The 22,693-nt window shown below is 49.2% G+C and carries 26 protein-coding genes; all 26 read right to left on the minus strand.

Annotated elements, in window-relative coordinates; genetic code table 11:
• Positions 1–116: 116 nt before the first annotated feature.
• A complete protein-coding gene (locus tag NQ502_RS01000) occupies positions 117–1,232 on the minus strand; it encodes a pyridoxal-phosphate-dependent aminotransferase family protein (RefSeq protein ID WP_028528366.1) in 1,116 nt (371 codons plus the stop codon).
• Complete coding sequence (locus NQ502_RS01005) at positions 1,225–1,782, minus strand: ECF transporter S component (protein WP_028528367.1); 558 nt, start codon at positions 1,780–1,782, stop codon at positions 1,225–1,227. Before NQ502_RS01005 ends, NQ502_RS01000 begins: the two co-directional genes overlap by 8 nt.
• A gap of 126 nt (positions 1,783–1,908) precedes the next feature.
• Positions 1,909–2,709, minus strand: coding sequence for an ABC transporter permease subunit (locus tag NQ502_RS01010; RefSeq protein ID WP_028528368.1), 801 nt, complete (start codon positions 2,707–2,709; stop codon positions 1,909–1,911).
• Positions 2,702–3,589 (minus strand): ABC transporter ATP-binding protein, encoded by an 888-nt coding sequence (locus NQ502_RS01015; protein WP_028528369.1) that lies wholly within the window; start codon positions 3,587–3,589, stop codon positions 2,702–2,704. The genes NQ502_RS01010 and NQ502_RS01015 overlap by 8 nt, the downstream gene beginning before the upstream one ends.
• Positions 3,570–4,265 (minus strand): TetR/AcrR family transcriptional regulator, encoded by a 696-nt coding sequence (locus NQ502_RS01020; RefSeq protein WP_327240955.1) that lies wholly within the window; start codon positions 4,263–4,265, stop codon positions 3,570–3,572. The genes NQ502_RS01015 and NQ502_RS01020 overlap by 20 nt, the downstream gene beginning before the upstream one ends.
• Positions 4,266–4,357: 92 nt before the next feature.
• Positions 4,358–4,498, minus strand: coding sequence for a hypothetical protein (locus NQ502_RS01025; RefSeq protein WP_169579917.1), 141 nt, complete (start codon positions 4,496–4,498; stop codon positions 4,358–4,360).
• Positions 4,499–4,506: 8 nt separating this feature from the next.
• Positions 4,507–4,902, minus strand: a complete 396-nt coding sequence (locus tag NQ502_RS01030; RefSeq protein ID WP_028528371.1) for a GerW family sporulation protein — start codon at positions 4,900–4,902, stop codon at positions 4,507–4,509.
• Between the two features lie 5 nt (positions 4,903–4,907).
• Positions 4,908–5,846, minus strand: coding sequence for a DUF2953 domain-containing protein (locus NQ502_RS01035; RefSeq protein ID WP_028528372.1), 939 nt, complete (start codon positions 5,844–5,846; stop codon positions 4,908–4,910).
• Between the two features lie 14 nt (positions 5,847–5,860).
• Entirely contained in the window at positions 5,861–6,184 is a 324-nt protein-coding gene (locus NQ502_RS01040; protein WP_028528373.1) for a hypothetical protein, read from the minus strand.
• An 11-nt stretch (positions 6,185–6,195) separates the two neighbouring features.
• A complete protein-coding gene (locus tag NQ502_RS01045) occupies positions 6,196–7,737 on the minus strand; it encodes a phosphate--AMP phosphotransferase (protein ID WP_028528374.1) in 1,542 nt (513 codons plus the stop codon).
• A gap of 68 nt (positions 7,738–7,805) precedes the next feature.
• On the minus strand, positions 7,806–8,258 hold the full coding sequence (locus NQ502_RS01050) for an NUDIX hydrolase (RefSeq protein ID WP_028528375.1): 453 nt from the start codon (positions 8,256–8,258) through the stop codon (positions 7,806–7,808).
• A gap of 69 nt (positions 8,259–8,327) precedes the next feature.
• Positions 8,328–9,809 (minus strand): peptidoglycan D,D-transpeptidase FtsI family protein, encoded by a 1,482-nt coding sequence (locus NQ502_RS01055; RefSeq protein WP_044983182.1) that lies wholly within the window; start codon positions 9,807–9,809, stop codon positions 8,328–8,330.
• Entirely contained in the window at positions 9,715–11,163 is a 1,449-nt protein-coding gene (locus NQ502_RS01060) for an FtsW/RodA/SpoVE family cell cycle protein (RefSeq protein ID WP_028528377.1), read from the minus strand. Before NQ502_RS01060 ends, NQ502_RS01055 begins: the two co-directional genes overlap by 95 nt.
• Positions 11,164–11,175: 12 nt before the next feature.
• Positions 11,176–13,368, minus strand: a complete 2,193-nt coding sequence (locus NQ502_RS01065; RefSeq protein WP_028528378.1) for a U32 family peptidase — start codon at positions 13,366–13,368, stop codon at positions 11,176–11,178.
• Positions 13,369–13,424: 56 nt separating this feature from the next.
• Positions 13,425–13,832, minus strand: a complete 408-nt coding sequence (locus NQ502_RS01070; protein WP_028528379.1) for a cell division protein ZapA — start codon at positions 13,830–13,832, stop codon at positions 13,425–13,427.
• A gap of 149 nt (positions 13,833–13,981) precedes the next feature.
• Positions 13,982–14,989, minus strand: coding sequence for a Holliday junction branch migration DNA helicase RuvB (ruvB, locus tag NQ502_RS01075; protein WP_028528380.1), 1,008 nt, complete (start codon positions 14,987–14,989; stop codon positions 13,982–13,984).
• Positions 14,990–15,019: 30 nt separating this feature from the next.
• A complete protein-coding gene (gene ruvA / locus NQ502_RS01080; RefSeq protein ID WP_028528381.1) occupies positions 15,020–15,625 on the minus strand; it encodes a Holliday junction branch migration protein RuvA in 606 nt (201 codons plus the stop codon).
• A 13-nt stretch (positions 15,626–15,638) separates the two neighbouring features.
• Positions 15,639–16,136 carry a Gx transporter family protein gene (locus NQ502_RS01085; protein WP_028528382.1) on the minus strand — a complete coding sequence of 166 codons (498 nt, stop codon included), beginning with the start codon at positions 16,134–16,136 and terminating at the stop codon, positions 15,639–15,641.
• A 12-nt stretch (positions 16,137–16,148) separates the two neighbouring features.
• Positions 16,149–16,511: a NusG domain II-containing protein gene (locus NQ502_RS01090; protein ID WP_028528383.1), complete on the minus strand. Its 363-nt coding sequence runs from the start codon at positions 16,509–16,511 to the stop codon at positions 16,149–16,151.
• 160 nt (positions 16,512–16,671) lie between these two features.
• A complete protein-coding gene (locus NQ502_RS01095) occupies positions 16,672–17,736 on the minus strand; it encodes an FAD:protein FMN transferase (RefSeq protein WP_242830257.1) in 1,065 nt (354 codons plus the stop codon).
• Positions 17,651–18,445: an RnfABCDGE type electron transport complex subunit B gene (locus tag NQ502_RS01100; RefSeq protein WP_028528385.1), complete on the minus strand. Its 795-nt coding sequence runs from the start codon at positions 18,443–18,445 to the stop codon at positions 17,651–17,653. The genes NQ502_RS01095 and NQ502_RS01100 overlap by 86 nt, the downstream gene beginning before the upstream one ends.
• Positions 18,446–18,460: 15 nt before the next feature.
• Complete coding sequence (gene rsxA, locus NQ502_RS01105; RefSeq protein WP_028528386.1) at positions 18,461–19,036, minus strand: electron transport complex subunit RsxA; 576 nt, start codon at positions 19,034–19,036, stop codon at positions 18,461–18,463.
• 22 nt (positions 19,037–19,058) lie between these two features.
• Entirely contained in the window at positions 19,059–19,769 is a 711-nt protein-coding gene (gene rsxE / locus NQ502_RS01110; protein ID WP_028528387.1) for an electron transport complex subunit RsxE, read from the minus strand.
• Between the two features lies 1 nt (position 19,770).
• Positions 19,771–20,373 (minus strand): RnfABCDGE type electron transport complex subunit G, encoded by a 603-nt coding sequence (locus tag NQ502_RS01115; protein WP_028528388.1) that lies wholly within the window; start codon positions 20,371–20,373, stop codon positions 19,771–19,773.
• Positions 20,366–21,337, minus strand: coding sequence for an RnfABCDGE type electron transport complex subunit D (locus NQ502_RS01120; RefSeq protein WP_028528389.1), 972 nt, complete (start codon positions 21,335–21,337; stop codon positions 20,366–20,368). Before NQ502_RS01120 ends, NQ502_RS01115 begins: the two co-directional genes overlap by 8 nt.
• A gap of 18 nt (positions 21,338–21,355) precedes the next feature.
• A complete protein-coding gene (gene rsxC, locus NQ502_RS01125) occupies positions 21,356–22,675 on the minus strand; it encodes an electron transport complex subunit RsxC (RefSeq protein ID WP_028528390.1) in 1,320 nt (439 codons plus the stop codon).
• Positions 22,676–22,693 lie beyond the last annotated feature (18 nt).

Consider the following 22,693-nt stretch of genomic DNA (forward strand, 5'->3'; position numbering starts at 1 on the left):
TACCTCCCTCTTACTTTTCCCGTTTTCTGTTCTTTTATAGCATAATTGAAATCAATATTTTTGATAAGTACGCACAAAAAAGTAGCATAGTATCTATTCGATACTATGCTGCTTTTTCAGAAAATCTCTGCTGTTCTTCCCTTCATCAAAACGCCGAGATCAGCGAGCACCCTATCCAGTGCTGCAAGTGTCCGTCTGACTTTTTCTTCCCGGCAGTTCTCACCCATATGTCCGATACGGATCACCTGTCCCGCCATGACATCAAAGGATCCGGCAATCAGAATATTGTGCTCCGTCTTCATCTTATCCAGAATATCTGCCGCTTGAGCGGGCTTAGGCACTTCGAACACCGTCACCGTGCCACAGAAACCGTCCTCCTGGTACAGTTTCAGTCCGCAGGAGGTCAGCGCCCGGCGGACCCGTGCTGCGATCTTCTGATGACGCGCCACGATATCAGGTTCCCGCCTGATATTCTCAAGCGCTGCTCTCAGTCCGCAAATATCACTGACCGGCATCGTATACGGGAACCACTGGTTTTCATAATAGTCTTCAAAGGTAAGCAGATTCGCATAAAAAGAAGCGATGGGTGTCTTTCTGTTTTTCATGGCAGACCTCGCATCCTGACTTAAAGTCACCAGCGTCAGGCCAGGAGGCGCCGAGATTGCTTTCTGTGATCCACCCAGCAATACATCGATCTGAAAATCGTCCGCATCCATCTGTTCGCCGAACATCGCCGAGACAGAATCCACGACGGTCAGAATACCGTAAGATTTTAACAGAGGGCAGATCGCCGCCACATCATTACACATACCGCTCGGCGTATCACAGTGTACGACTGTCGCATATTTAAAATCCGAATCCTGTTCCAGATATGTCTGCAATGCCGCGGGGTCGATGGGTTTGCGGTAATCTGTCGTATAGAGCACCGCATCTCCCCCGTACATCGAGACAAAATCCTGAAATCCCTTCCCAAACACCCCGTTGTCCAACACCAGCACACGGTCTCCCGCCTCCGTCAGCGATGCGCACGCGGCTTCGAGTCCGAGTATTCCCTCACCGCCCAGGATCAGCGTCTCATTCTCTGTGCGGACTAATTCACTGAACATGCGGCAGGTATCGCGGTAAAACTCATAAAACTGCGGGTCCAGATCCGGATTCGTACATTCTCTGCTTCTTGCCATTCTCACATTCTCTGCGACCGCAGTCGGTCCCGGTGTCATGATCTCATACATCAGCATGCCCTCCTGCAGATCCGAGTTTCTCAGCTGCGCTGCGAAGCCTTCCGACAACCGGAAGTGTCAGCACCGCGGCTGCCCCGATCTGTACCAGATTCCCCGGAATGGAGCTTGCCGGTGACAACCAGTTGCCGTAAATAATAACTTCTGCGAGATAGTAGCCGGCCACCTTGATCACACAGGCCGCGGCGATCGCCAGTGCATACCAGCCGATTCCTCTGTGTTTCTCAGCGATCAGACCGACAGTGAATCCCATCAGGCCGACGATCACCAGGGTAAACAAAGCCCATGCAGTCCATCCGGACAGCAGGTCGAACATCGCCATCCCTATGCCGCCTGCAATAGCCCCCGTACGCTTTCCAAATATCATGGCGCCGATAAACAACGGTACATTTCCAAGATGGATCAGCCCTCCGTTTGCCGCAATCGGCAGCCGGATATTCACGAATGCTGTGAATACATAGGTCAGCGCAATAAAGACAGCCGTAATTGTCAGTGCTTTGATGTGGCTCGCTTCACGAACCGCGGTCTGTGTCGATTGATTCATAATGTTTCTCCTCTTTTCCGTAATGATTTGAATGTCCCTTACATCCTGAAACTTATCTTAACGGAAAATTGGCATTATTAAAATATCCAGTTTTATTAATTTCAACCAGACCACTTTCAATCCCAGTTACAGCGGCAGATTTCTTCTGCTGAAAGCAGCGATACCCAATGCCATCAGAAGGATGCCGCTCACATACAGTGCGGCGCACGCCAGCCATGCGTCCCCGTCAGCCGCAGTCAGTCCGTTGATGTCAAACAGTGTGAGGGGCGTCGCATACTTCGCATTCTCAAACTTCTCTCCCACCTGCGACACCATCTGAACGAGCACGGAGTAAACCACGACAGCAGCACCGATCCCGGTTGCCCTTCTTGAATCATTAAACAGGCAGGAGAACAGAAAGCAGACTCCGCCCAGAAAGATCAGCAGACCGAGCAGACCTGCATTCACCCTCAGAAACGCAGGCATTTGAAGCTCACCCGGAAACATGATTTCAGATACGGACGCAACCAGAGCCGTTACGAACACGACCAGAAATACAAGACATACGGTCAAAAATACTGCCTGCGTAGCGGCAATCTTCCTCCTCCGGTGAGGTGATGCCAAAAGGCATGCCATCGATCCGTTGTCCACATATTTCGCCACCAGCCGGTTGGACAGAATGATGATAAAGACCGCCGGAAATATCACAAACAGCATACCATACAGATACCCGGTGATAAATTCCAGCAGTGTCGTACCGACCTCCCCCATGCCGAATGCCGCAAAGATCTGCGGCATACTCTCCGCCATGGCTCGCAGGCTGTCCCCCGTCCTGGGATCAAACATCATGACGATCATCACCGCATACATTGTCAGAACTCCCAGGAAGATCACAAGCAATATGTAATTGGATTTTAGTTCCTTCCGAAACAGTGTCGTACTAAACATTTTCTTCCCCTCCATAAAAGTGCATGAAAAATTCCTCCAGACTCTGGGTGCGGATTTCCATATCCAAAACCTTGTACTGAGACGCTTTTTTGATCAGCAGATCGACTTCCTTTCCCACTTTCACAGTCACCGTACGTTCCTGCAATCCGGCTCCCGGAAATTCGTCTGCCAGATCTGATGCCATCCCGGCGGTTTCCAGTTCCAGCTGTACGATCTTTTTTCTTCCCGTGCGCAGTCTCTCCATCTCCTCCACAGCAGCCAGTTTCCCGCCTCTGATGATGGCAGCACGGTCACACGTCTTCTCCACTTCCTCAAAGCTGTGAGAGGACATCAGGATCGTCTTTCCTCTTTTCTTTTCCTGAAGAATGAGCTCCACGAACTTATTCTGCATCAAAGGGTCCAGGCCGCTCGTCGGTTCATCCAGGATGAGCAGCTTCGGATCCTGCATAAAGGCACATACAATTCCAATCTTCTGCTTCATACCCTTTGACATTTTTTTCAGCTTACCGGACGGATTCAATTCAAACATTTCCATCAGTTCAGGAGCCCGTCCCAGATCTTTCATCTTTTTCATCCGCGCGATAAAACGTATGAACTCCATTCCATTCATGGTATCGATAAATGCGATCTCCCCCGGCAGATATCCGACATCCTTCTGGATCTCATCCGCCTTTTTAAAACAGTCTTTGCCCCTGATGGTCAGAGATCCGCTGTCAGGTTTGATAAATCCCATCAGCTGACGGATTGTCGTCGTTTTTCCTGCACCGTTTGGCCCGAGAAATCCCAGGACTTCCCCACGCCAAACTCCGAAGCTGACATCAAAAACTCCCCGTCCCTGACCGTAATCTTTTGTGATATGGTTAATCTCTATGACACTCATCCAGATACTCCTCCTTATATGTCAGTTTTTTCATCATGTCCATCCAATCCCCAAATTCCTGTGCGAGAAGGTCAACGTCAAACTTCTTATTTTCCATCTGAAGCTCATGGATATATCCGTCCGCCATCCACTGCAGCATCTTAAATACTCTGTATGGATCCACTGTTTCTTTGAACCTGGAGGTATCTATATGGCCGAAATACTGCTGATACAGAACTTGGAGCAGCGATGTATTCATCTGTTTCAAGCTGTCGGAGACTTCCTCCTTTACGGAATAGAACGCCCTCATCGAAAATTCCATGAGGTACGGATTCCTGCCCAGGATCCTGACTTTTTCTTCCGTACAATACCTCAGCATTTCATAAAAGTCTGTAATCTGTCTCATCCGCTGATTTCCAATCTGGCTTTTCATGATTTCCACCACGTAGTCGTACAAAAACAGATACAGTTCCTTTTTATTGTGAAAATAGTAAAACAACAGTCCCTTTGAGACACCGGCCCTGACCGCCATCAACTCCGTTGAAGCACGCTTGTACTCATTTTGAGCAAAGACTTCCATCGCCGCATTGATGATATTTTGCTGCTTTTCTTCCGGGAGAGAAAAAAATTTTTCATTCATACTCTCATCTGTCCTTTCTGCCGCACGCTGTGCTGACTCTTTTGGTTTGACTCCCATGGTCATTCCCTATTATCAGAATAGCGAATTGACTATCTTTTTCAACCCCCTAATCAGAAAAAAAGACCCCGATTAACGATATCAGAGTCTTTTTATGAACAACAGAATAAATTGTAACCGATCAGAAGACATATCAATGCTACTATGACTTCACAGAGAGACGACGGTATGATCAATGCGATCATGACGCCGATTCCGATGAAAAACATAACAAAGCCGATAATTCGGATCATGAACTCTCCTATTTTTCTTCTTCTTGATTCAGTATATGCTCAATATCCTCCTGTGTATACTCATCTGTTTTGTCCTTCTTTGTGAATTTATCCGCGATGTCCGGAACCATATCCAAAATCTTGGTGATTGCATCCTGGTTCTTCACGTTGACAAGCTTTGTGCCGTTTTTATTGATGACAAGAACAGCCGATGGGGATATTTTACCGCCCATGCCGCCGTAGCCATTGTTTTTCGCGTTCTCGGCAAATGCTCCCGCACCAACGCCAAACGTGACGTCTACCAGAGGCAGTATAATCGTGTCACCAATATGGATCGCATCACCGACGACTGTTTTGGTCGTAATAAAACTCTCCATACCTTTGAATAATGCCTCAACCGTATTGTGAAATGTATTGTCTGCCATATGTTTTATGCCTCCTTGTGCTGAAATCTTCTGATTGTTTTCTTAACAGACTTGCTGCGGTATACCCGCCATCCCAGGCGAAGCAGGACCACTCCCAGTATATGTCCGCCAAGCACTATCCTGCCCTCCAGAATCTCCTGATCAAAGACGGGGATGACCTGCAGTTTTGTCTTATACAGGGGAACGATAAGACCGCATACTCCCAGGGCCTGCCCGGTCAGCGCCGGGTCATCGAAACCAAATTTGATATATCCCTTTGCCCTTCTCGGAATCAGATGCCTCAGCAGTGATTTCGACGTCGTCCATAAAAATCGGATTGCCTCTTTTGTGGTCTCATCTGCAAGAAACGATTTCCATTTTTTTATTTTAGCATAGATTTCTGTTATTGTTAACTTAAACTTTCGGAAAACACTGCGTATTTTTGCGGGAATCCCCAGCATCCTCAGCCAGATCTGCCGTACTTTTGAAATGATTCGGCTGCCAGGACGCTCCTGCTTTTCCTCACGGTGAATGTCCGCTGTTTTATCCGGGGACCTATCCTCTCTCTGGTCATGCATCCCGGAGTTCTCTGTCTTCAGGGGTTCAGTCTTTTCCATCGGGACCGGCGTATTCACCGCCGTTTTGCTCGAAACAGTCCTTTTTGGTTTTCTTCTGAAAAACCGTTTTATACCGGAAAATATTTTTTTCAGCCGGTCCATTGAGATACCGAAAATGCGGATCACAAGGGATGTATTCCCATCCGTTATGCCAGCCCTCACAGACAGCAGTCCGCCCAGCCATGATACACGGATATTCCCGGACAGTTCATCCGGATTCCTGATACCCTCCAGGCGGTAACAAACCGGAACAAAAAGCAGGCAGAGCACTGTCAGCAGCAGAAGGCCCAGTATGACCAGCAGCAGCACACCTATTATTTTTAATATTATGAGAATAATATGTAACATGACTCCACCTTTTATTACGCTTTCTGATTATTTTCCAGAAATGCCCGTATCTGGACACCTCCCGTCTTCTCCCAGACTTCCCCGGCGATCTCCTCCACGAGTTCAAGTGCCTCCTCATATCCCTCAGCGATGCCCACAATCATCGGGCATCTGGCCCGCAGCGGTTTCTGGAGAAGATAATTTGAAGAAATGATCTCCAGATGATCGGCCGGATTGGCAGCCAACGTAATCACATACACACCGATCATGCCGGAGCCGTTGTTGATCTTTCTCCGGATTTTTTTTTCTTTCTTTTTTGCAGTATCGCCCACATAAAGATTCTTATACCAGTTTAACATAAATCTGTCCTTTATTTCTTGTCTTCCAGTCTCTTTAAAATGGCATCGATGACCGTCCTCAGCACTTTGATGCGTGCATAATACTTACAATTGCCTTCCACAATGATCCACGGTGCATATGTCGTCGAAGTATGGATCAGCATCTCGTCAACCGCCTGCTCATACAGATCCCATTTCTCACGGTTTCTCCAGTCCTCATCTGTGATCTTCCATTGCTTCGACGGATCTTCCATACGCTCTTTAAAACGCCGCTCCTGTTCGTCCTTGTCGATCTGCATCCAGAATTTCAGAACGATCGCACCGTCATGCGCCCAGCTTGCCTCCATGTCATTGATCTCTTTGTATGCCCGTTTCCATTCTTCTTCCGAACAGAAGCCCTCGATCCTCTCGACCATGACCCGTCCGTACCAGGTCCTGTCGTAGATTGCGACATGACCGTCTTTCGGTACCTGATTCCAGAAACGCCACAGATAATGGTGAGAACGCTCCAGGTCATTCGGAGCCGCCGTCGGGTTTACCTGATATCCCCGGGGATCCATGCGTTCCGTCAGGCGTTTGATGGCGCCGCCTTTCCCACCTGCATCCCAGCCTTCAAATCCTATGATCACAGGGATTCTCCTGCGGTACAGCTCTCCGTGCAGATGTTCCATCTGCGACTGCAGTTCCCCCAGATACTTTTTATACTCCTCTTTCTTATATGACAGGCTCAGGTCCACACTGTGCAGACTGGAGGTCCGCATCACGCTGTCATCGATGAGTTCATCAGACGATGTCTGTAAATCTGCCTGTTCCGTGCCGGCAGTCTCTTCTTTCTGACGTTCTTTACCGGCCAGCATTTTCTTTTTGGCCTCAATCGCCTCTGTCAGGCATCGGATCACCGACATATAAATCTTTACCGTAGCAAACTCCCGGTCCACGGATTCTATGATGGTCCACGGCGCGCAGTCTGTATCCGTCTTCTGCAGCATCTCATCATTGATCCGCTTATACTCTTCATACTGTTCATTACGCTTCAGGTCGCCCTTGCTGACTCGCCATGCACTTGCCGGATCGCTCATCAGCTTCTCAAACCGCTTTTTCTGCTCTTTCTTCCCAATATAGAGAAAGAGTTTCAGAATCGCAGTCCCGCCGTCTGAGAGCTGCTGCTCGAAAGCATTGATCTCATCATACGCGTACTGAAGCTCCTGATCTGTCGTGATCTTATCAAAACGATCCACCTGAACTCTCCGGTACCAGCTTCTGTCAAAAATGGCAATCCTTCCGTTCGGAGGGGTCTTTGTCCAGAATCTCCACAAGAACGGCCGCATACGCTCTTCCTCAGTCTCACTTCCCGTAGCATATACAGAAAATCCTCTGGGGTCCAGCGCATGTATCAGGTTGCTGATTTGGACTCCCTTGCCGGCGGCACCAAATCCCTCAAAGACGATCATCACAGGTATCTGCAGTTCTTTGCACTCTCTCTGCAGCAGCGCCAGCTGTGGTTCCAGCCGGTCCATCCGTTTCTTGTACTCACCTTTTCCAAGCTTTTTCGTCAGATTAATCTGTTCCAGCATAGAATCCCTCCTTTATATTTTAGAATAAGGGAGAGATACTGGTATCCCTCCCTTTTCTACGAGAATCATTAATAGTATTTGCGGTTTCCCCACAGGTTGGATTTTTTCAAATCCAGGTATTCCTGATATGCCATTTCCAAAATCTGCCGTTCATTTGAAAATTTCAACAGGTGGTAAGCTTCATGGAACTTATAATATCCTGAATCAACAAAGTATTCCTCTCTCTGCGGTTTGCTGTGATAGCTGTTCGCCATCATGAGATACCAGTGAACATCCTTTTCCACCGTGTCTTCCGGAACAGTAAAACTATATTGACTTTTTCCAATGTATTTGATAATGGAAGCTTGTACCCCCGCTTCTTCCAGAACCTCCCGCATTGCGGTATCCTTATAGTCCTCTCCTCTTTCAACAGTTCCCTTCGGCAATACCCATCCCTCATACTTGTTTTTATAGCTCTTATATAAGGTCAGGATCTTCCCCCGATATATTACCACCCCGCCACAGCTCGTTGCCTCAATCATTGCAATTCCTCCTGTTATGCGTAGTGTTACTTGTAATAAGTATAACTCTTTTTAACAGGGTGTGCAACCTTAATTGTAATATGCATCGAATATTTGTCTTGCTATCGGAACTGCGACATCACTGCCTGTACCGGCACTTTCTGCGATCACACTGACCACGATATCCGGATTGTCCACGTTCGAAAAGCCGACAAACCATGCATGCGGAGATCCGCTCATATCACCGTGTTCAGCCGTCCCTGTCTTCCCGGCTGCCGTATAACTCTGGCCGGAAAGTGAGGATGCGGTGCCGCTCTGAACCACGCCTTCCATCAGCTCCTTGATCGTCTGTGCCTCGTCTGAAGTCATCAGTCTTTCATAGACCGACGGTGAATATTTCTTCACACTGTCCCCGGTGTAATTCTCGATCCGTTCCACAAAATACGGATGCATGAGATTACCGCCGTTGGCGACGGCTGCCGTTATCATCGCCATATGCATTGGCGATGTGACCGTATTTCCCTGTCCGATCGCTGTCTGCATGGCAAGCGCATCCGGTGTGCTGCCATCGAGAGTGAATTTACCCTTGCTGTAAGGAATCTCGATCGGAAGCTTTTTATTAAATAAGACATCTTCTGCTGTCCGTGCAAAGGCGCTTCTGCCAAGGTCCACACCGATCTGGGCAAATGCACTATTGCACGATTTCGCAAATGCCGTTGCAAAATCCTCGTGGCCGTGTACGTTGTTGTTGTAGCAGTGGATGGTGTAACCGCCATGCGTCACTTCACCCTGACAGTCAAAAGAAAAATCACTCATACGCTCCCCGGATCTTAAGTACGCCAGCGTTGTTACTATTTTAAACGTTGATCCCGGAGGATAAAGTCCCTGTGTCGCGCGGTTCAGAAGATTTGTATTACTGTCATCGCTGACGAGTTCATCCCAGACAGAGCTCAGAGTATTGGGATCAAAATCCGGCTTGCTGACCATCGCCAGTACTTTTCCGGTGTCAGGTTCCATCACGACCACAGCTCCGTTGTATCCCCCGAGCGCATCATAGGCAGCCTGCTGCAGGCGTACATCCAGCGTTGTAACGATCGTATCTCCCATGTTTTTCTCTTCTTTGAATTCATTCGTCACCTGTTCAACCGCACCCGCGTGTGATGTCAGGAGATGATAATTCTCCGTTGATTCCAGTCCGCTGTTGCCGTTGCTTGTATAACCCACTACATGAGCGAACAGATTGTTATACGGATACGTCCTGTATTCATTTCCCTCTTCATCCGTCTCCGTCTGCGCCAGTATCTCCCCGCCGGAAGCCATGATATCTCCCCGCACCACCCGTTCTTCATAGGAATTCTGTCTTTTATTATACGGGCTGTTCAGAAATTCCTCACTCAGCTTCACGTTAAAGTAAACCATATAGCCGATCAGGGACAGAAAAATCACGACAAACGTGTATGCCACCACCACATATTCCTTACCACCGGAGGCTTTTTTCTGTTTCTTCTTCAATTTTTTCTTCAAGGCTTTTTTCTCTTGTCTGCTCCGTGCCTTTTCTTCTTTTCTGCTCATACTGCGCTCCTGGTCTCTGGTTTCGTTCTTGTTTTTGTTTCTCAAGTTCTGCTCCTTCGTCCTCTCTCAAAATGTAAAGCCCCTGGATGATCGCCAGCATGACGATCGTACAGATGACTGAACTTCCTCCGTAACTCACGAGCGGAAGTGTGATTCCGGTCATTGGTATGAATTTTGTCGTGCCGCCGACTGTCAGGAATACCTGAAATGCATATTCGGTCCCAAGTCCGAGGGCGATCAGCTTGTAAAACTTGTTGCTCATCCTCATTGAGATATTTAAGATCATGAGGAAACAGCTCATGCACACGAGCAGAAGACAGATTGCAAAAATCGCTCCCATCTCCTCACAGATCGCTGCAAAGATGAAATCCTGCGTCACGACTGGAATTGATTTCGGCGAACCCGCAAACAGCCCGACACCGAACCATCCTCCTGCTCCGATCGCAAACAGCGACTGAACAATCTGATACCCGTTTGTCTCGTATACTGAAAATGGGGCTTTCCATGCCACAACACGCTGCCGCACATGTCCGAACAGGAAATAGGCAGCCACAGCTGCAAGACTTCCCCCCGCGAGTCCTGCAAGCGCATACAATGGTTTTTTCGTGGCGACGTAAACCATTACCACGTATGTCATAAAAAATACGAGCGCACTTCCCAGGTCAGTCGATAATACCAGAATCATCACATGGATTCCTGCCACAACCGTAGCCGTTACAACTTTTTTAAAATTGGGATCTCCCCTCAGAATCCCCGCAACGAAAAATACAAACGTTATTTTTACCAGCTCTGAAAACTGAAAACTGATCCCGCCGATCTCCAGGGCCAGATTGGCGCCTCCTGTAACTTTTGACAGCGCCAGCACTGCAAGCAGCAGAATAATGCCCAGAATTCCGTACAGCCATGTCAGGTCCTTCAGAAGTTTCACCTTCCGGATAATAACCGGTACCAGCAGGGAAATAACGGTTCCCGCCACCACGATGAAAAACTGTTTCTCCGCTTTCTCAAAGTCCAGACGGCTGAGCATGATGAACCCGCAGCTTAACAGCATACACATGTTATTCACCACCAGCATGGAGGCCTTCTTATAAAAGATGCGGTACATGACCTGCAGAACCACGATATAGGCGGCTACCTGCAGATACATGATCAGCATTTTAATTTCCATGGTCTGAAGATACATCACGAGAAAGGCAACCAGATTCAGAAAGAGAATCAGGATCACCTGCTTTCGAAGCACGTATTTCTTGTCGTCTTCATCTTTTTTCTTGAATATCCGAAAGCACTGAAAGGTAAACAGCGTCATCAGGATTATGATTAAATACTTCGATAATTCAACTATGATATTGATCATACACTCACCTGTCTATACGCCCCGCCTGAAATGCCCCTTCGTAAATTCTCCGGAATGCTGCGAAAGCCTTCCCATATGGTAAGCTTCCGAGAATTCCCGGGCAATCGCCGCGGTGCGTTTTGAATCCTCTATCGTAAAGTTAAGCCTTACGGCTCTTACACCGAGTTCTTTTATCTCCTGATATTCCTGCAAAAGTCCGGTGGGTATACTGTTATATATGGTATTATAACAGAAACTGCAGTCACATTTTACAGGAAATTGCTTTTTATAGCGGTCTCGCAGAAAAAGCAGGGAATCTGCCTTTTGGCAGGTATCCAGATTCTTCTTCACACACTGTGCGGATATCATCAGCACCGCATGCCCGTAAACCACCATTTCGCTGCCCGTATTGCAGCGTTCTCTGATCTCCTGTGCGTTTAATTCCGCAGGAACGGTGTCACCCTCGATACCGAGCCGGTCAAACAGCAGTATTCCTCTGTGGTTCCACGCTGACATCGACGCGTTCAGCACCGCACACTCCTGCATCCCTGCTTTTTTTAGCAGCGCATACTGTTCCAGATTATGCACGAGAAATCCGCGGATTCCCGTCTTCTTCAGATCAGTGAGGGCTGCAAAAAGCTCTTCCGTCTTCTCCTCACGCAGCATATACGGAAGCATCAGATACGGTTCTATGCCAAGTTTCGTACAATCCCGCACATACATCCCGGCATTTTCTAAAAACCGTGCGCCGTAAAATGCGGAACACAATGCATAAATTCTCGTCACTGCACCCGAACCCAGCAGGGCGCTTATCTGCTCCCTCGTTTCCGCCGAAGCCCAGACCGGCAGATCGACCCCTTTATGTGAAGGTTTCACCGTTTGTACGGAATCATTCATACTTCGGAAGGTTTCCCTGAAAAATTTTTTTAAAATCTCCTGTTCCAGTGATGCGAGCGCCCCGCGGCGCAGCTCATTCAACGCCTGCACCGGCATGAAAATATCATCCGCCATCTCCAGAGACAGTTCCCGGATCTCAAATACCGTGGTTCCCGTCTTCCTCAGCTGTTTCACCACGCGTTCCTTCGACAGCGGCTGTTTCACAGCCTGCGAAACCTCCGGTCCCTGAAAAAACGCAGAACATCCGCAGGCAAAGAGCTCCATCCGGGCTTTCTCCCCCGCATGCAGGGAAACCCTGGCGCGCACCGTGACCGGATCCTTCGGCTGTACGTACTCCTCTGATATCCGCTCAAACAACGCCTCATTTCGAAATTGGCCGTCTTTCTTTTTCAGCGCCTTTTCATTTCGGAGTGCCATCATTTTGCGCCCGTTCCTCTGTCTGTAATATCCCTGATGAAAGCCGTCACGGTTATACAGGTCAAACAGTTCCCGCCTGTCCTCCCCCGCCACCTCATAGGGCTGTCCTGCGATTGCCAGATCCAGATATTTCCGGTAAATGCTGACAACACCCGCCGTATATTCCGGCTTTTTCATCCGGCCTTCGATCTTCAGAGAGGTCACACCGGCTTCCAGTATCTCCGGCAGCAGATCGATTGTACACATGTCTTTCGGACTCAGCACATACGCTGTTTTTTCGTCGTTCAATGCTCTTCTGCCCTCAGATACCTGATACGGCAGACGGCAGGGCTGTGCGCATTTTCCCCGGTTTCCGCTGCGTCCTCCCAGCATGCTGCTGAACAGGCACTGACCGGAATAGCAATAGCACAGTGCACCGTGAACAAAACTCTCGATCTCGAGCTTTGTGTGGCTCCTGATGTCCCGTATCTCCTGCAGTGACAGTTCCCTTGCCGTCACAATACGGTCCGCGCCCAGCTGTTCCAGAAGCTTTGCGCCAGCCGCTCCGGTGATTGTCATCTGGGTACTGCAGTGTATGGGTAGCCCTGGGAATTCTTTTTTTATAAAAGCAAAAACACCAAAATCCTGGACGATGACCGCATCCAGCCCCCGCCGATAGAAGGGGAGCAGATAATCGTATAATTCATTCTCCAACTCCCGCTCTTTCAGCATCGTGTTGACAGTCAGGTATAACTGCTTCCCGTGCAGGTGCGCATAGTCTATTGCCTCCAGCATATGCGCGCTGTCCGGATTATCCGCGTAAGCTCTCGCTCCAAATTTTTCACCGCCAATATAGACTGCGTCAGCTCCCGCATGGTAAGCTGCCGTCATCGCTTCATAAGAACCGGCCGGCGCCAGCAATTCTGCTCTCATAACGTTCCTCTTTTCAAAAAATAAGGAGATTACCCGTCCAGCAATCCCCCGTTTTCCTATTTTAAAAGTTCTTCCATATCACTCTGCAGTTTTGACGCCTGCTGCGACAGAGACTGTTTCTCTGCCCTGACTGCCTCCAGCTCTTTTAACGCATTTTCAAGCTGAATCTGTACTGCTATCAGCTCATGCTTCAGATCATATACTTCTTTATCTTTTCCCTGAGAATCCTCTTCAAACACTTCCGCCTGTTTTTTTGCCTTAAAGTAATCATCTGCAATATTCAGGCTCAAAAGCGTGCTCTTTGTCTCAACAGGCTGACGGTTGTATCCTGGAAGTTCGCCCAGCTCTGCAATTTTATTATTCAGATATGCAGCCACCTTCTGCAGATATTCCTCACTCTCATATCCGCTCAGCTTAATGATTTTTCCGCCGATCAAGACCTGTGTTGTATTTTTTGTAGGCATTAACAGCTTACCTCCATCCTTTTATACTAAGATACCAGGGTCAAAAGGTCGTGCGTTTCATGCTTGCATGAAAAAGCATGACTTTGGGACCCGCATACTATTATTATAATAGAAAATGCCAGAAAAACAACCTTTACTTTTCCACACCGTCAGTTTTCCGTCTCCGGGACAGCGATACCCAGATGTTCATATGCCTTAACCGTTGCACATCTGCCGCGGGGAGTACGGTTCAGAAAACCGTGTTTCAGCAGATACGGTTCATAGACATCTTCGATCGTCCCGGAGTCCTCTCCTATGGCAGCAGCCAGGGTATCAAGCCCTGCAGGGCCTCCGGCAAACTTTTCGATCAGCGTAGTCAGGATCATCCGGTCGCAGCTGTCCAGGCCGTACTGATCGACTTCCAGTAGATCCAGTGCATAGACCGCCACCTCTTCTGTGATAACACCGTCATATTTCACCTGTGCAAAATCCCTCACCCTTTTGAGGAGACGATTTGCCAGTCGCGGCGTCCCCCGCGCGCGTCTAGCGAGAGCTGCCGCTCCCTTCGTATCGATCTTAACCCCGAGTACCTGGGCTGAATGCAGGATAATCGTTTCAAGCTCCTCCTCCTGGTAAAATTCGAGATGGTGAATCACTCCAAAACGATCCCTCAGCGGCGCCGTCAGAAGCCCTGCCCGCGTTGTCGCCCCCACCAGTGTAAACTTCGGAAGATCAAGGCGTATCGAACGTGCGGTCGCCCCTTTGCCGATCATGATGTCGATTGCAAAATCCTCCATCGCGGGATACAGAACCTCCTCCACCTGACGGTTCAGACGATGAATCTCATCCACAAAAAGTACGTCTCCCTCCTGGAGATTATTCAGGATGGCAGCCATCTCCCCGGGTTTTTCGATCGCCGGTCCGGAGGTGACCTTCATATTCACGCCCATCTCATTTGCAATAATACCTGCGAGTGTCGTCTTCCCCAGTCCGGGAGGCCCGTAGAACAGTACGTGATCCAGCGCATCCCCACGCTGCCTGGCAGCCTCGATATAAATCCGCAGATTTTCCTTCGTCTTCTCCTGTCCGATATAGTCATCCAGGGTCTGCGGCCGCAGACTGCCCTCGATCTTCACATCTTCATCAGTAAATTCTGTCGTAATGATCCTCTTATCCATCCGCCTTCATTCCATTCATTGAATATTTCATTAAATCAGTCTCTTCAGTGCCGCCTTCAAAACAGCCTCGGCATCCATTCCCTCCGTGCTGCCTGTCTGTTTTACCGCACGCAGGGCGTCTGAATTTGAGTATCCGAGTGCCGTCAGCGCCTGTACAGCCTCGTGCACTGCGAGATCAGCCCCCGCTTCTGCCTGCGCCTCCTGCTGATGCATCAGCTTCTGTTCAAATGCATCCTGAAGGTCCATCTTGTCCTTCAGTTCCAGTATGATCTTCTGCGCTGTCTTCTTCCCGATCCCCGGCGCCCGGGAGATCGCAGCGGCGTCATCAGAGAGAACTGCAAACCGCAGTTCATCCGTGGACAGTGCAGACAGTATCCCAAGTCCCGCCTTAGGTCCCACGCCGTTCACACCGATCAGCAGCCGAAAGACCTGCATATCCTCTTTTGTCAGAAATCCAAACAGCTGCATGGCATCTTCCTTCACATGCTGGTATGTATGTATCCGGATTTCTTCCCCCTGCCGCAGACATGCCAGCATGGAGGACGGCATGAAAATTTCATAGCCAATTCCGCCGTTATCGATCACTACATGGTGTTCGCCGAGCTCCGCGACCTCACCTTTAACAAACACGATCATCTTCTATGCCCTCTTATTCCTTTTGAAACACCGGCGCCAGACGCCGGATCATCTCCCTGCTCACGATCCCGATCCCTGCTCCGGTCACCACGCCTGATACGAGCAGAACGGGAAGATAATACATCAGTTTAAACGTACTGACCAGACATACCGCCACCGCGATCTGCGCGGTATTATGCGCCACACCTCCGGCGACACTCACGCCGATCACTGTAAATCCCGGAGCTCTTTTGAGCAGTCCCATCACAAGCAGGCTTAAAGATGCGCCCGCAAGACTGAACAGAATACTGAACAGATTGCCAAACAGAAAACCGATCACCAGAATCCGTATGACAGAAATCAGGATCGCCTCCCTCCATCCGTACAGATACAGCAGAAAAACGATCATCAGGTTGGACAGCCCGATCTTTACGCCGTACACTCCGGCAAAAAACGGAATCAGAGACTCCACATATCCAAGCAGAATCGCCAGGGCTGCGAACAGTCCGAGTACTGCCGTTTTATTCTTCATAACCTTTCTCCATCAGGATGCGACTGCATCCGGAACTGCATCCGAATCCGCCGGATGTACGACCTCCAGAAATACCCGGTTCGGCAGGCATACGATCGTCCCGCCGTTTTTTGTCACAGCCGCTGTCTTTATGCAGAGATGATCCGGACAGTCAGCCTTTATCATCTTTGCCTTTCCATCTCTTATCTCACATATATTCGTATCATTGATCGCAATCGTCTGATCCTGGTCCAGCGGATATTCCCCGTACACTTCGTTGTCCACCGTGATACGAAGCATACTGCCCTCGTCCGGTATCAGTGCACGTGAAACCATCCATAATACGAGGGCCGATGCCAGAACAGCTCCGATTAAGATCATATCTCTTTTTTTCATCGTAACCTCCCTGCAGTGCAGACTATGTACTCCAGTTTCAGGAACTTGTTCTATCATATCATAGGGGCTCTTAAAATGCAAACACCTATTCGGTCGTCACAGGAGGAATGGAAAAAGGAGATACCCCGTGTTTTGGCATCTCCTTCTTCCATCTGATCAATTACGGTTCCATAAGGGAGCCGTCGTCTCCCACAAACAGTACCTGCTGCACTCCATCCAGCTGATCTGTCAGCTGTCTTGCCTTCTCATAGCCCAGCAGCATGCAGACCGTGCTGAGTGCATCCCCCTGCATGGAGGAATCTGTCACTACCGTGGCCTGCCACAGGTCTGTGTCTGCGGGATAGCCCGTCGACGCATCCAGAATATGTGAATACCGGATGCCGTCTGTTTCAAAATAGCGTTCATACACTCCGGAGCTGACAACAGAGCAGTCCGGAGCCCGGAGGGTAGCAATCGTCTCATTCCGTTCTGCAAACGGCTTCTGGATTCCCACACCCCAGTCAGTTCCGTCCGGTTTTCTGCCGATCGTCATGACATTTCCTCCGAGATTGATCATTCCGGACGTGATGCCGTCTTCCTCCATATGTTCCTTCAGCCTGTCAGCCGCATATCCCTTTACGATGGCACCCAGATCGATCATCGTATCGGGGCTGTCAAACGTTACGGTATTCCCCTGTACATGGACTTTGCGCGCATCCACTTTTTTCACAGCTTCCGCGATCGCATCCGCATCCGGCACCCGGGGATTTTCACTCTTAAAGTCCCAGAGCTCACTGACGGGGGCTATCGTAATGTCAAATCTTCCTTCCGAGAGTTCATAGTAGGAAAGCCCGGCGCTGATCACATCTGCAAGCTCGTCTGATACTTCAACAGACTGTTCTGTGCGGTGATTCAGTGCATAGAGTTCACTGTCACTGCGCGTGCGGCTGAACGTCTTTTCCATATCCTGGCATAGCGCAAACGCATGCTCGATGGCATCCCTTACGTCGTCCGGGCTCCCATACGCCTCAATACCGATGACGGTATCGAAATAAAATCCCTGCCTGGAAACCATTTCCGGCTGCTTACTGCCGCAGCCGGAAATGAGAAAACCAGGTACCAGCAGCAATGCCGCCAGTACTCCGGTTTTTATGATTGTTTTAAAATTCACTGACAATACAGTGGCGCGGGCAGACTTCCTGACATGTGCCGCAGTTCGTGCATTTTTCAAAATCAATTTTTGCAACGTTGTTCTCCATTGTAATCGCATCAGCAGGACAGTTTTTCACGCATTTCATACAGCTGATACATCCTGCGTCACATCCCGTGATGACTGCTTTGCCTTTTTGCTCACATTTACACTTCACAAGTGTTTTCTGCTCATAAGGTACAAGGTCAATCAGATGCTGCGGACATGCCGTGATACATTTACCGCATGCCTTACATTTCTCACGGTCTACGACTGCGATTCCGTCCTCAATATGAAGTGCGTCAAAAGCACACGCCTTCACGCAGCTTCCAAAGCCGAGACATCCCTCGTTACAGATTTTAGCGCCTCCGTTCGGCACATAGATCATCATGTTACAGTCTTCCACGCCGTAATACTCATATTCGTTCTTGGCCTTGGAACAGCTTCCGCCGCAGCGCACAAACGCAACCTGTCTCGTAGTTTCGGAGACTTCCTGCCCCATTACTTTTCCGATGACGGCGGCAGCTTCTGCCCCGCCCACCGGACATGCATTCACAGCCGCTTCACCTTTTACAATTGCCGCAGCCAGACCATCACATCCGGGATAGCCGCAGCCTCCGCAGTTGTTTCCCGGAAGCGCATCCCGCACGGCTACTTCTCTTTCGTCTACCTCAACCGCAAATTTCTTTCCTGCAAGTCCCAGCAGCAGACCAATCACGAGGCCGATGCCGCCGATGATGACTGCCGATATTATAATAATTTCCATATCACCCGAGCCTCCTTAAACCAGTCCGGCAAATCCAAAGAATGCGATGGACATCAGTCCCGCCGTCAGAAGAACGATCGGCATTCCCTGGAAAGCTTCCGGAATATCATTGTATTCGATCTTCTCCCGAAGACCGGCCATCAGCACGATCGCGATCGTAAAACCGACAGCAGTGGCGATCCCGCAGACAGTACCTTCCAACACACCATAACCATTCTGAACATTCGTAAGCGCAACACCCAGCACGGCACAGTTGGTGGTGATCAGCGGAAGATACACACCGAGCGCCTGATACAGGGACGGCATGGTTTTCTTCAGGATCATCTCCACAAGCTGAACGAGTGCTGCGATCACAAGAATGAATGCGATCGTCTTCAGATATGTCATATCCAGCGGTACCAGTATGAATTTGTAGATCAGGCTGGTGCACAGTGATGCAATCGTAATAACGAAAATAACCGCACCGCCCATTCCGGCAGCCGTATCCGTCTTTTTGGATACGCCAAGAAACGGACACAGGCCCAGGAACTGACTCAGAACAACGTTATTTACCATGGCAGCGCCGATGGCAATGATTAATAATTCTTTCAAACCTTCCATTTCGCACTACCTCCTATTCTTTATCCCGTGTCTGCTCCGACAGTGCTTTACCACCGCAAATTGTATTTGTGCAGTTCATACAGCTGTCTTTGGAACATGCCTTCGTACCGTCTTCTTTAACACGCGCACTTCCGATTTTAAACTTATTCTGGAAGGCTACCAGCATTGCAAGCACGAAGAATGCTCCCGGTGCCAGGATAAATATTGTGATAGGCTGATACGAAGCCGGCATGATCTGAAAACCGAAGATCTGTCCCGCGCCGAGTAATTCTCTGAACAGACCGATCAGGGTCAGCGCTACTGTAAACCCAAGTCCCATTCCGATACCGTCAAAGACAGACGACACGATCTTATTCTTGGATGCGTAGGATTCTGCACGGCCAAGGATGATACAGTTTACTACAATCAAAGGAATATAAATGCCGAGCGCAGAATACAGACTCGGGATAAATCCCTCCAGCAGCAGTTCCACAATCGTTACAAATGACGCTACCACAACAATATAAGCCGGCATGCGGACACCATCCGGTATCACCTTTCGCAGCAGCGAGATCATCAGGTTGGACAGGGTAAGAATGACCGCTGTGGTCAGCCCCATTCCCAGTCCGTTCATAGCCGAAGTGGTAACTGCAAGTGTCGGACACATACCAAGCATCAGTACGAAGGTCGGGTTTTCTTTGATTATACCGTTATACAGACGTTCCACCGGTGAATTCGTTTTCATCTTAGTTACCTCCCTTCAGATACTGGAATGCCGCCAGACCGGCATTCACACCGTTCGTAACAGCATTTGTCGTGATCGTTGCACCGCTCAGCGCATCAATCTGCTCATCACTTGCTGCACCGGTTTTTGTATACTCGAATTTCTCCACATTTTTGCCTTTGAACTGGTTTTTGAATTCATCGGTGTCAGCCTTCATGCCGAGACCAGCGGTCTCACTGATGGAAAGAATCGAAATACCATTCAGCATTCCGTCCATCTGTACACCCATGGAGAATGTGATGTCTCCGCCGTACCCTTCAGAATCCGTCACTGTGATGACATATCCGATGATTTCACCGCTCTCATTAACCGCCTCCATGACTTCATCAATCGTCTGTTTATCCCAGCCGTTTTCGATGTTACTGGCAGTGACCGCATCCAGATCCGCATCGCTTTCCCTGAAATCAGCGGCATCTGCGAATACTTCCTGACATGCTTCTTTTTTTGCAAGTTCTTCCTGAACCTGTATCGGTTCCAGCGTCACATCATACACCAGCCCCAGCAGAAATCCCGCAACAAGAGTGATCGCCAGCAGTGCACCGGCATCTTTGATAATTTTACCCATTACGCTTCCCTCCTTTTTCCAGACCGAATGCAACAGGCATCGTCACACGTTCAATCAGCGGAACAAGAAGGTTGCCAAAGATGATCGCATAAGATACACCCTCTGCTGTACCTCCAAAAAGGCGGAAAATTCCTGTCAGAATACCGAGAATAATACCATAGACAATCTTTCCCTTTTTTGTGATCGGTGAAGTTACGTAGTCGGTCGCCATGAACCATGCACCAAGCATCAGACCGCCGCCGAACAGCTGCCCGAGAAGATATGTGGGATCCAGTCCGTGTCCTCCGAAAACTGCTGCAAAGATCAGAAGCGTAACAATATATGTAAGCGGAATCCGAAGATCGATCACGCGCAGACAGACCAGGAAAATCGCTCCGATCAGAAGTGCGATCACGGATGTCTCACCAATCGTTCCCTGAACATTGCCGACAAACATGCTCATCAGGTCAACACTTCCGCCCGTCTTCAGAGCCAGCAGCGGGGTTGCCCCGGATACGGTATCCACAGCGATATTCCCAAATGCACCGCCAGGTACGGCATAGTTCGTCATCTGGCCCGCAAATGAGATCAGCAGAAAACATCTGGCCGCGAGTGCAGGGTTCATGAAATTCTGTCCCAGGCCGCCGAACAGCTGTTTGACGATCAGGATCGCAAACACTCCGCCGAGAACAGGAATCCACCAGGATACACTGGCGGGAAGATTCAGCGCCAGCAAAAGCCCGGTCAGAACGGCACTGAAGTCTCCGATCGTAACCGGCAGCTTCATCAGTTTCTCATAGATAAATTCTGTCAGCACACAGGCTGCGATACTGACACAGATAAGCATCAGCGCACGGAATCCAAAATTATAGATACCGAAAATACTTGCCGGCAGTAATGCGATCACTACCATCAGCATGATATAATCCGTCTTTACCCTGGAACGCGCATGCGGTGATGACGACACATGTAATAATTCACTCATTTTCTTATCCCTCTCCTCTTATTTCTTCCTGCGGCTTGCCAATACTTCCTTGCGCATTGACTTGATCGACTGAGCGAGCGGACGTTTAGCCGGACAGACATAACTGCAGCAGCCGCATTCACAACACTCCGCGCCGTTCATTTTTTCAAATTTTTCAATATCATGATGATCTGCGATTGTCGCAAGTCTTGACGGCACCAGGTTCTCCGGACAATCCGTGACACACCGTCCACAGTTGATACACGCCGTTGTCGGACTGTCAGCAATATCATCATTTGACAGACATAAGAGCGAAGAGGTCGTCTTTGTCACCGGAACATTCATATCGAACATGGAAAATCCCATCATCGGACCTCCGGAGATCAGTTTCTTCGGCTCCGTCTTAAAACCACCCGAAGCATCCACCAGCTCCCGGTAGTTTGTTCCGATCGCCACATAATAGTTCTGAGGATTTGTGATCGCATCTCCGGTAACCGTGACAATCCTGTGCATCAGCGGTGTACCCAGCATCACAGATTTATAAACAGCTACGACTGTATCAATATTATCCACCACACAGCCCGCATCAGCCGGCAGCATAGAAGAATTGATCTTCCGTTTCGTCGTCGCATAGATCAGCATACGCTCCGCACCCTGCGGATATTTCGTCTTTAATGCCTTTACTTCAATCCGAGGTTCTTCCTTCACCATCTCACTCATTTTTGCGATACAGTCCGGTTTGTTGTCCTCGATGCATATGTATCCCTTTGCATGATCGAATAATTTCAGGATCACCTTCAGACCGCCGATCACCTTGTCAGGCTCCTCCAGCATTCTGCGGTAATCACTCGTCAGATAAGGTTCACATTCCGCTCCGTTGACAAGTACATACTCGATCTTATCCGGATCCTTAGGCGCAAGCTTCACATGCGTCGGAAAACCGGCCCCGCCCATTCCCACAACGCCGCCTTCCGAAATGCGCTTCAGGATGTCATCCTTTGAAAGTTCATCCAGTGATGCAATTCCCTGAAACTCTACGGTCTCATATTTCTCATCATTTTCCACTACGATGGCATCCACAACAGAACCAACGGTTGTCAGATGCGGTTCAATTCCCTTCACAGTTCCCGACACACTGGCATAGATCGGCGCCGAAACGAAACCACCCGCTTCCGCGATCTTCTGTCCCATCAGGACATGGTCACCCTTTTGCACGATGGGTTTTGCCGGAGCACCGATATGCTGCGACAATGGATAAACCAGATCTCCCGTCGGATTCAGCGTCTGGATCGGTTTGTCTTTCGACAATTCTTTCCCATCATAAGGATGAACACCACCCTTAAATGTTAAAATTCCCATTCCTAAACCTCCTTCATC

Source organism: Ruminococcus gauvreauii (assembly GCF_025151995.1).
In the GTDB taxonomy this organism is placed as follows: domain Bacteria; phylum Bacillota; class Clostridia; order Lachnospirales; family Lachnospiraceae; genus Ruminococcus_G; species Ruminococcus_G gauvreauii.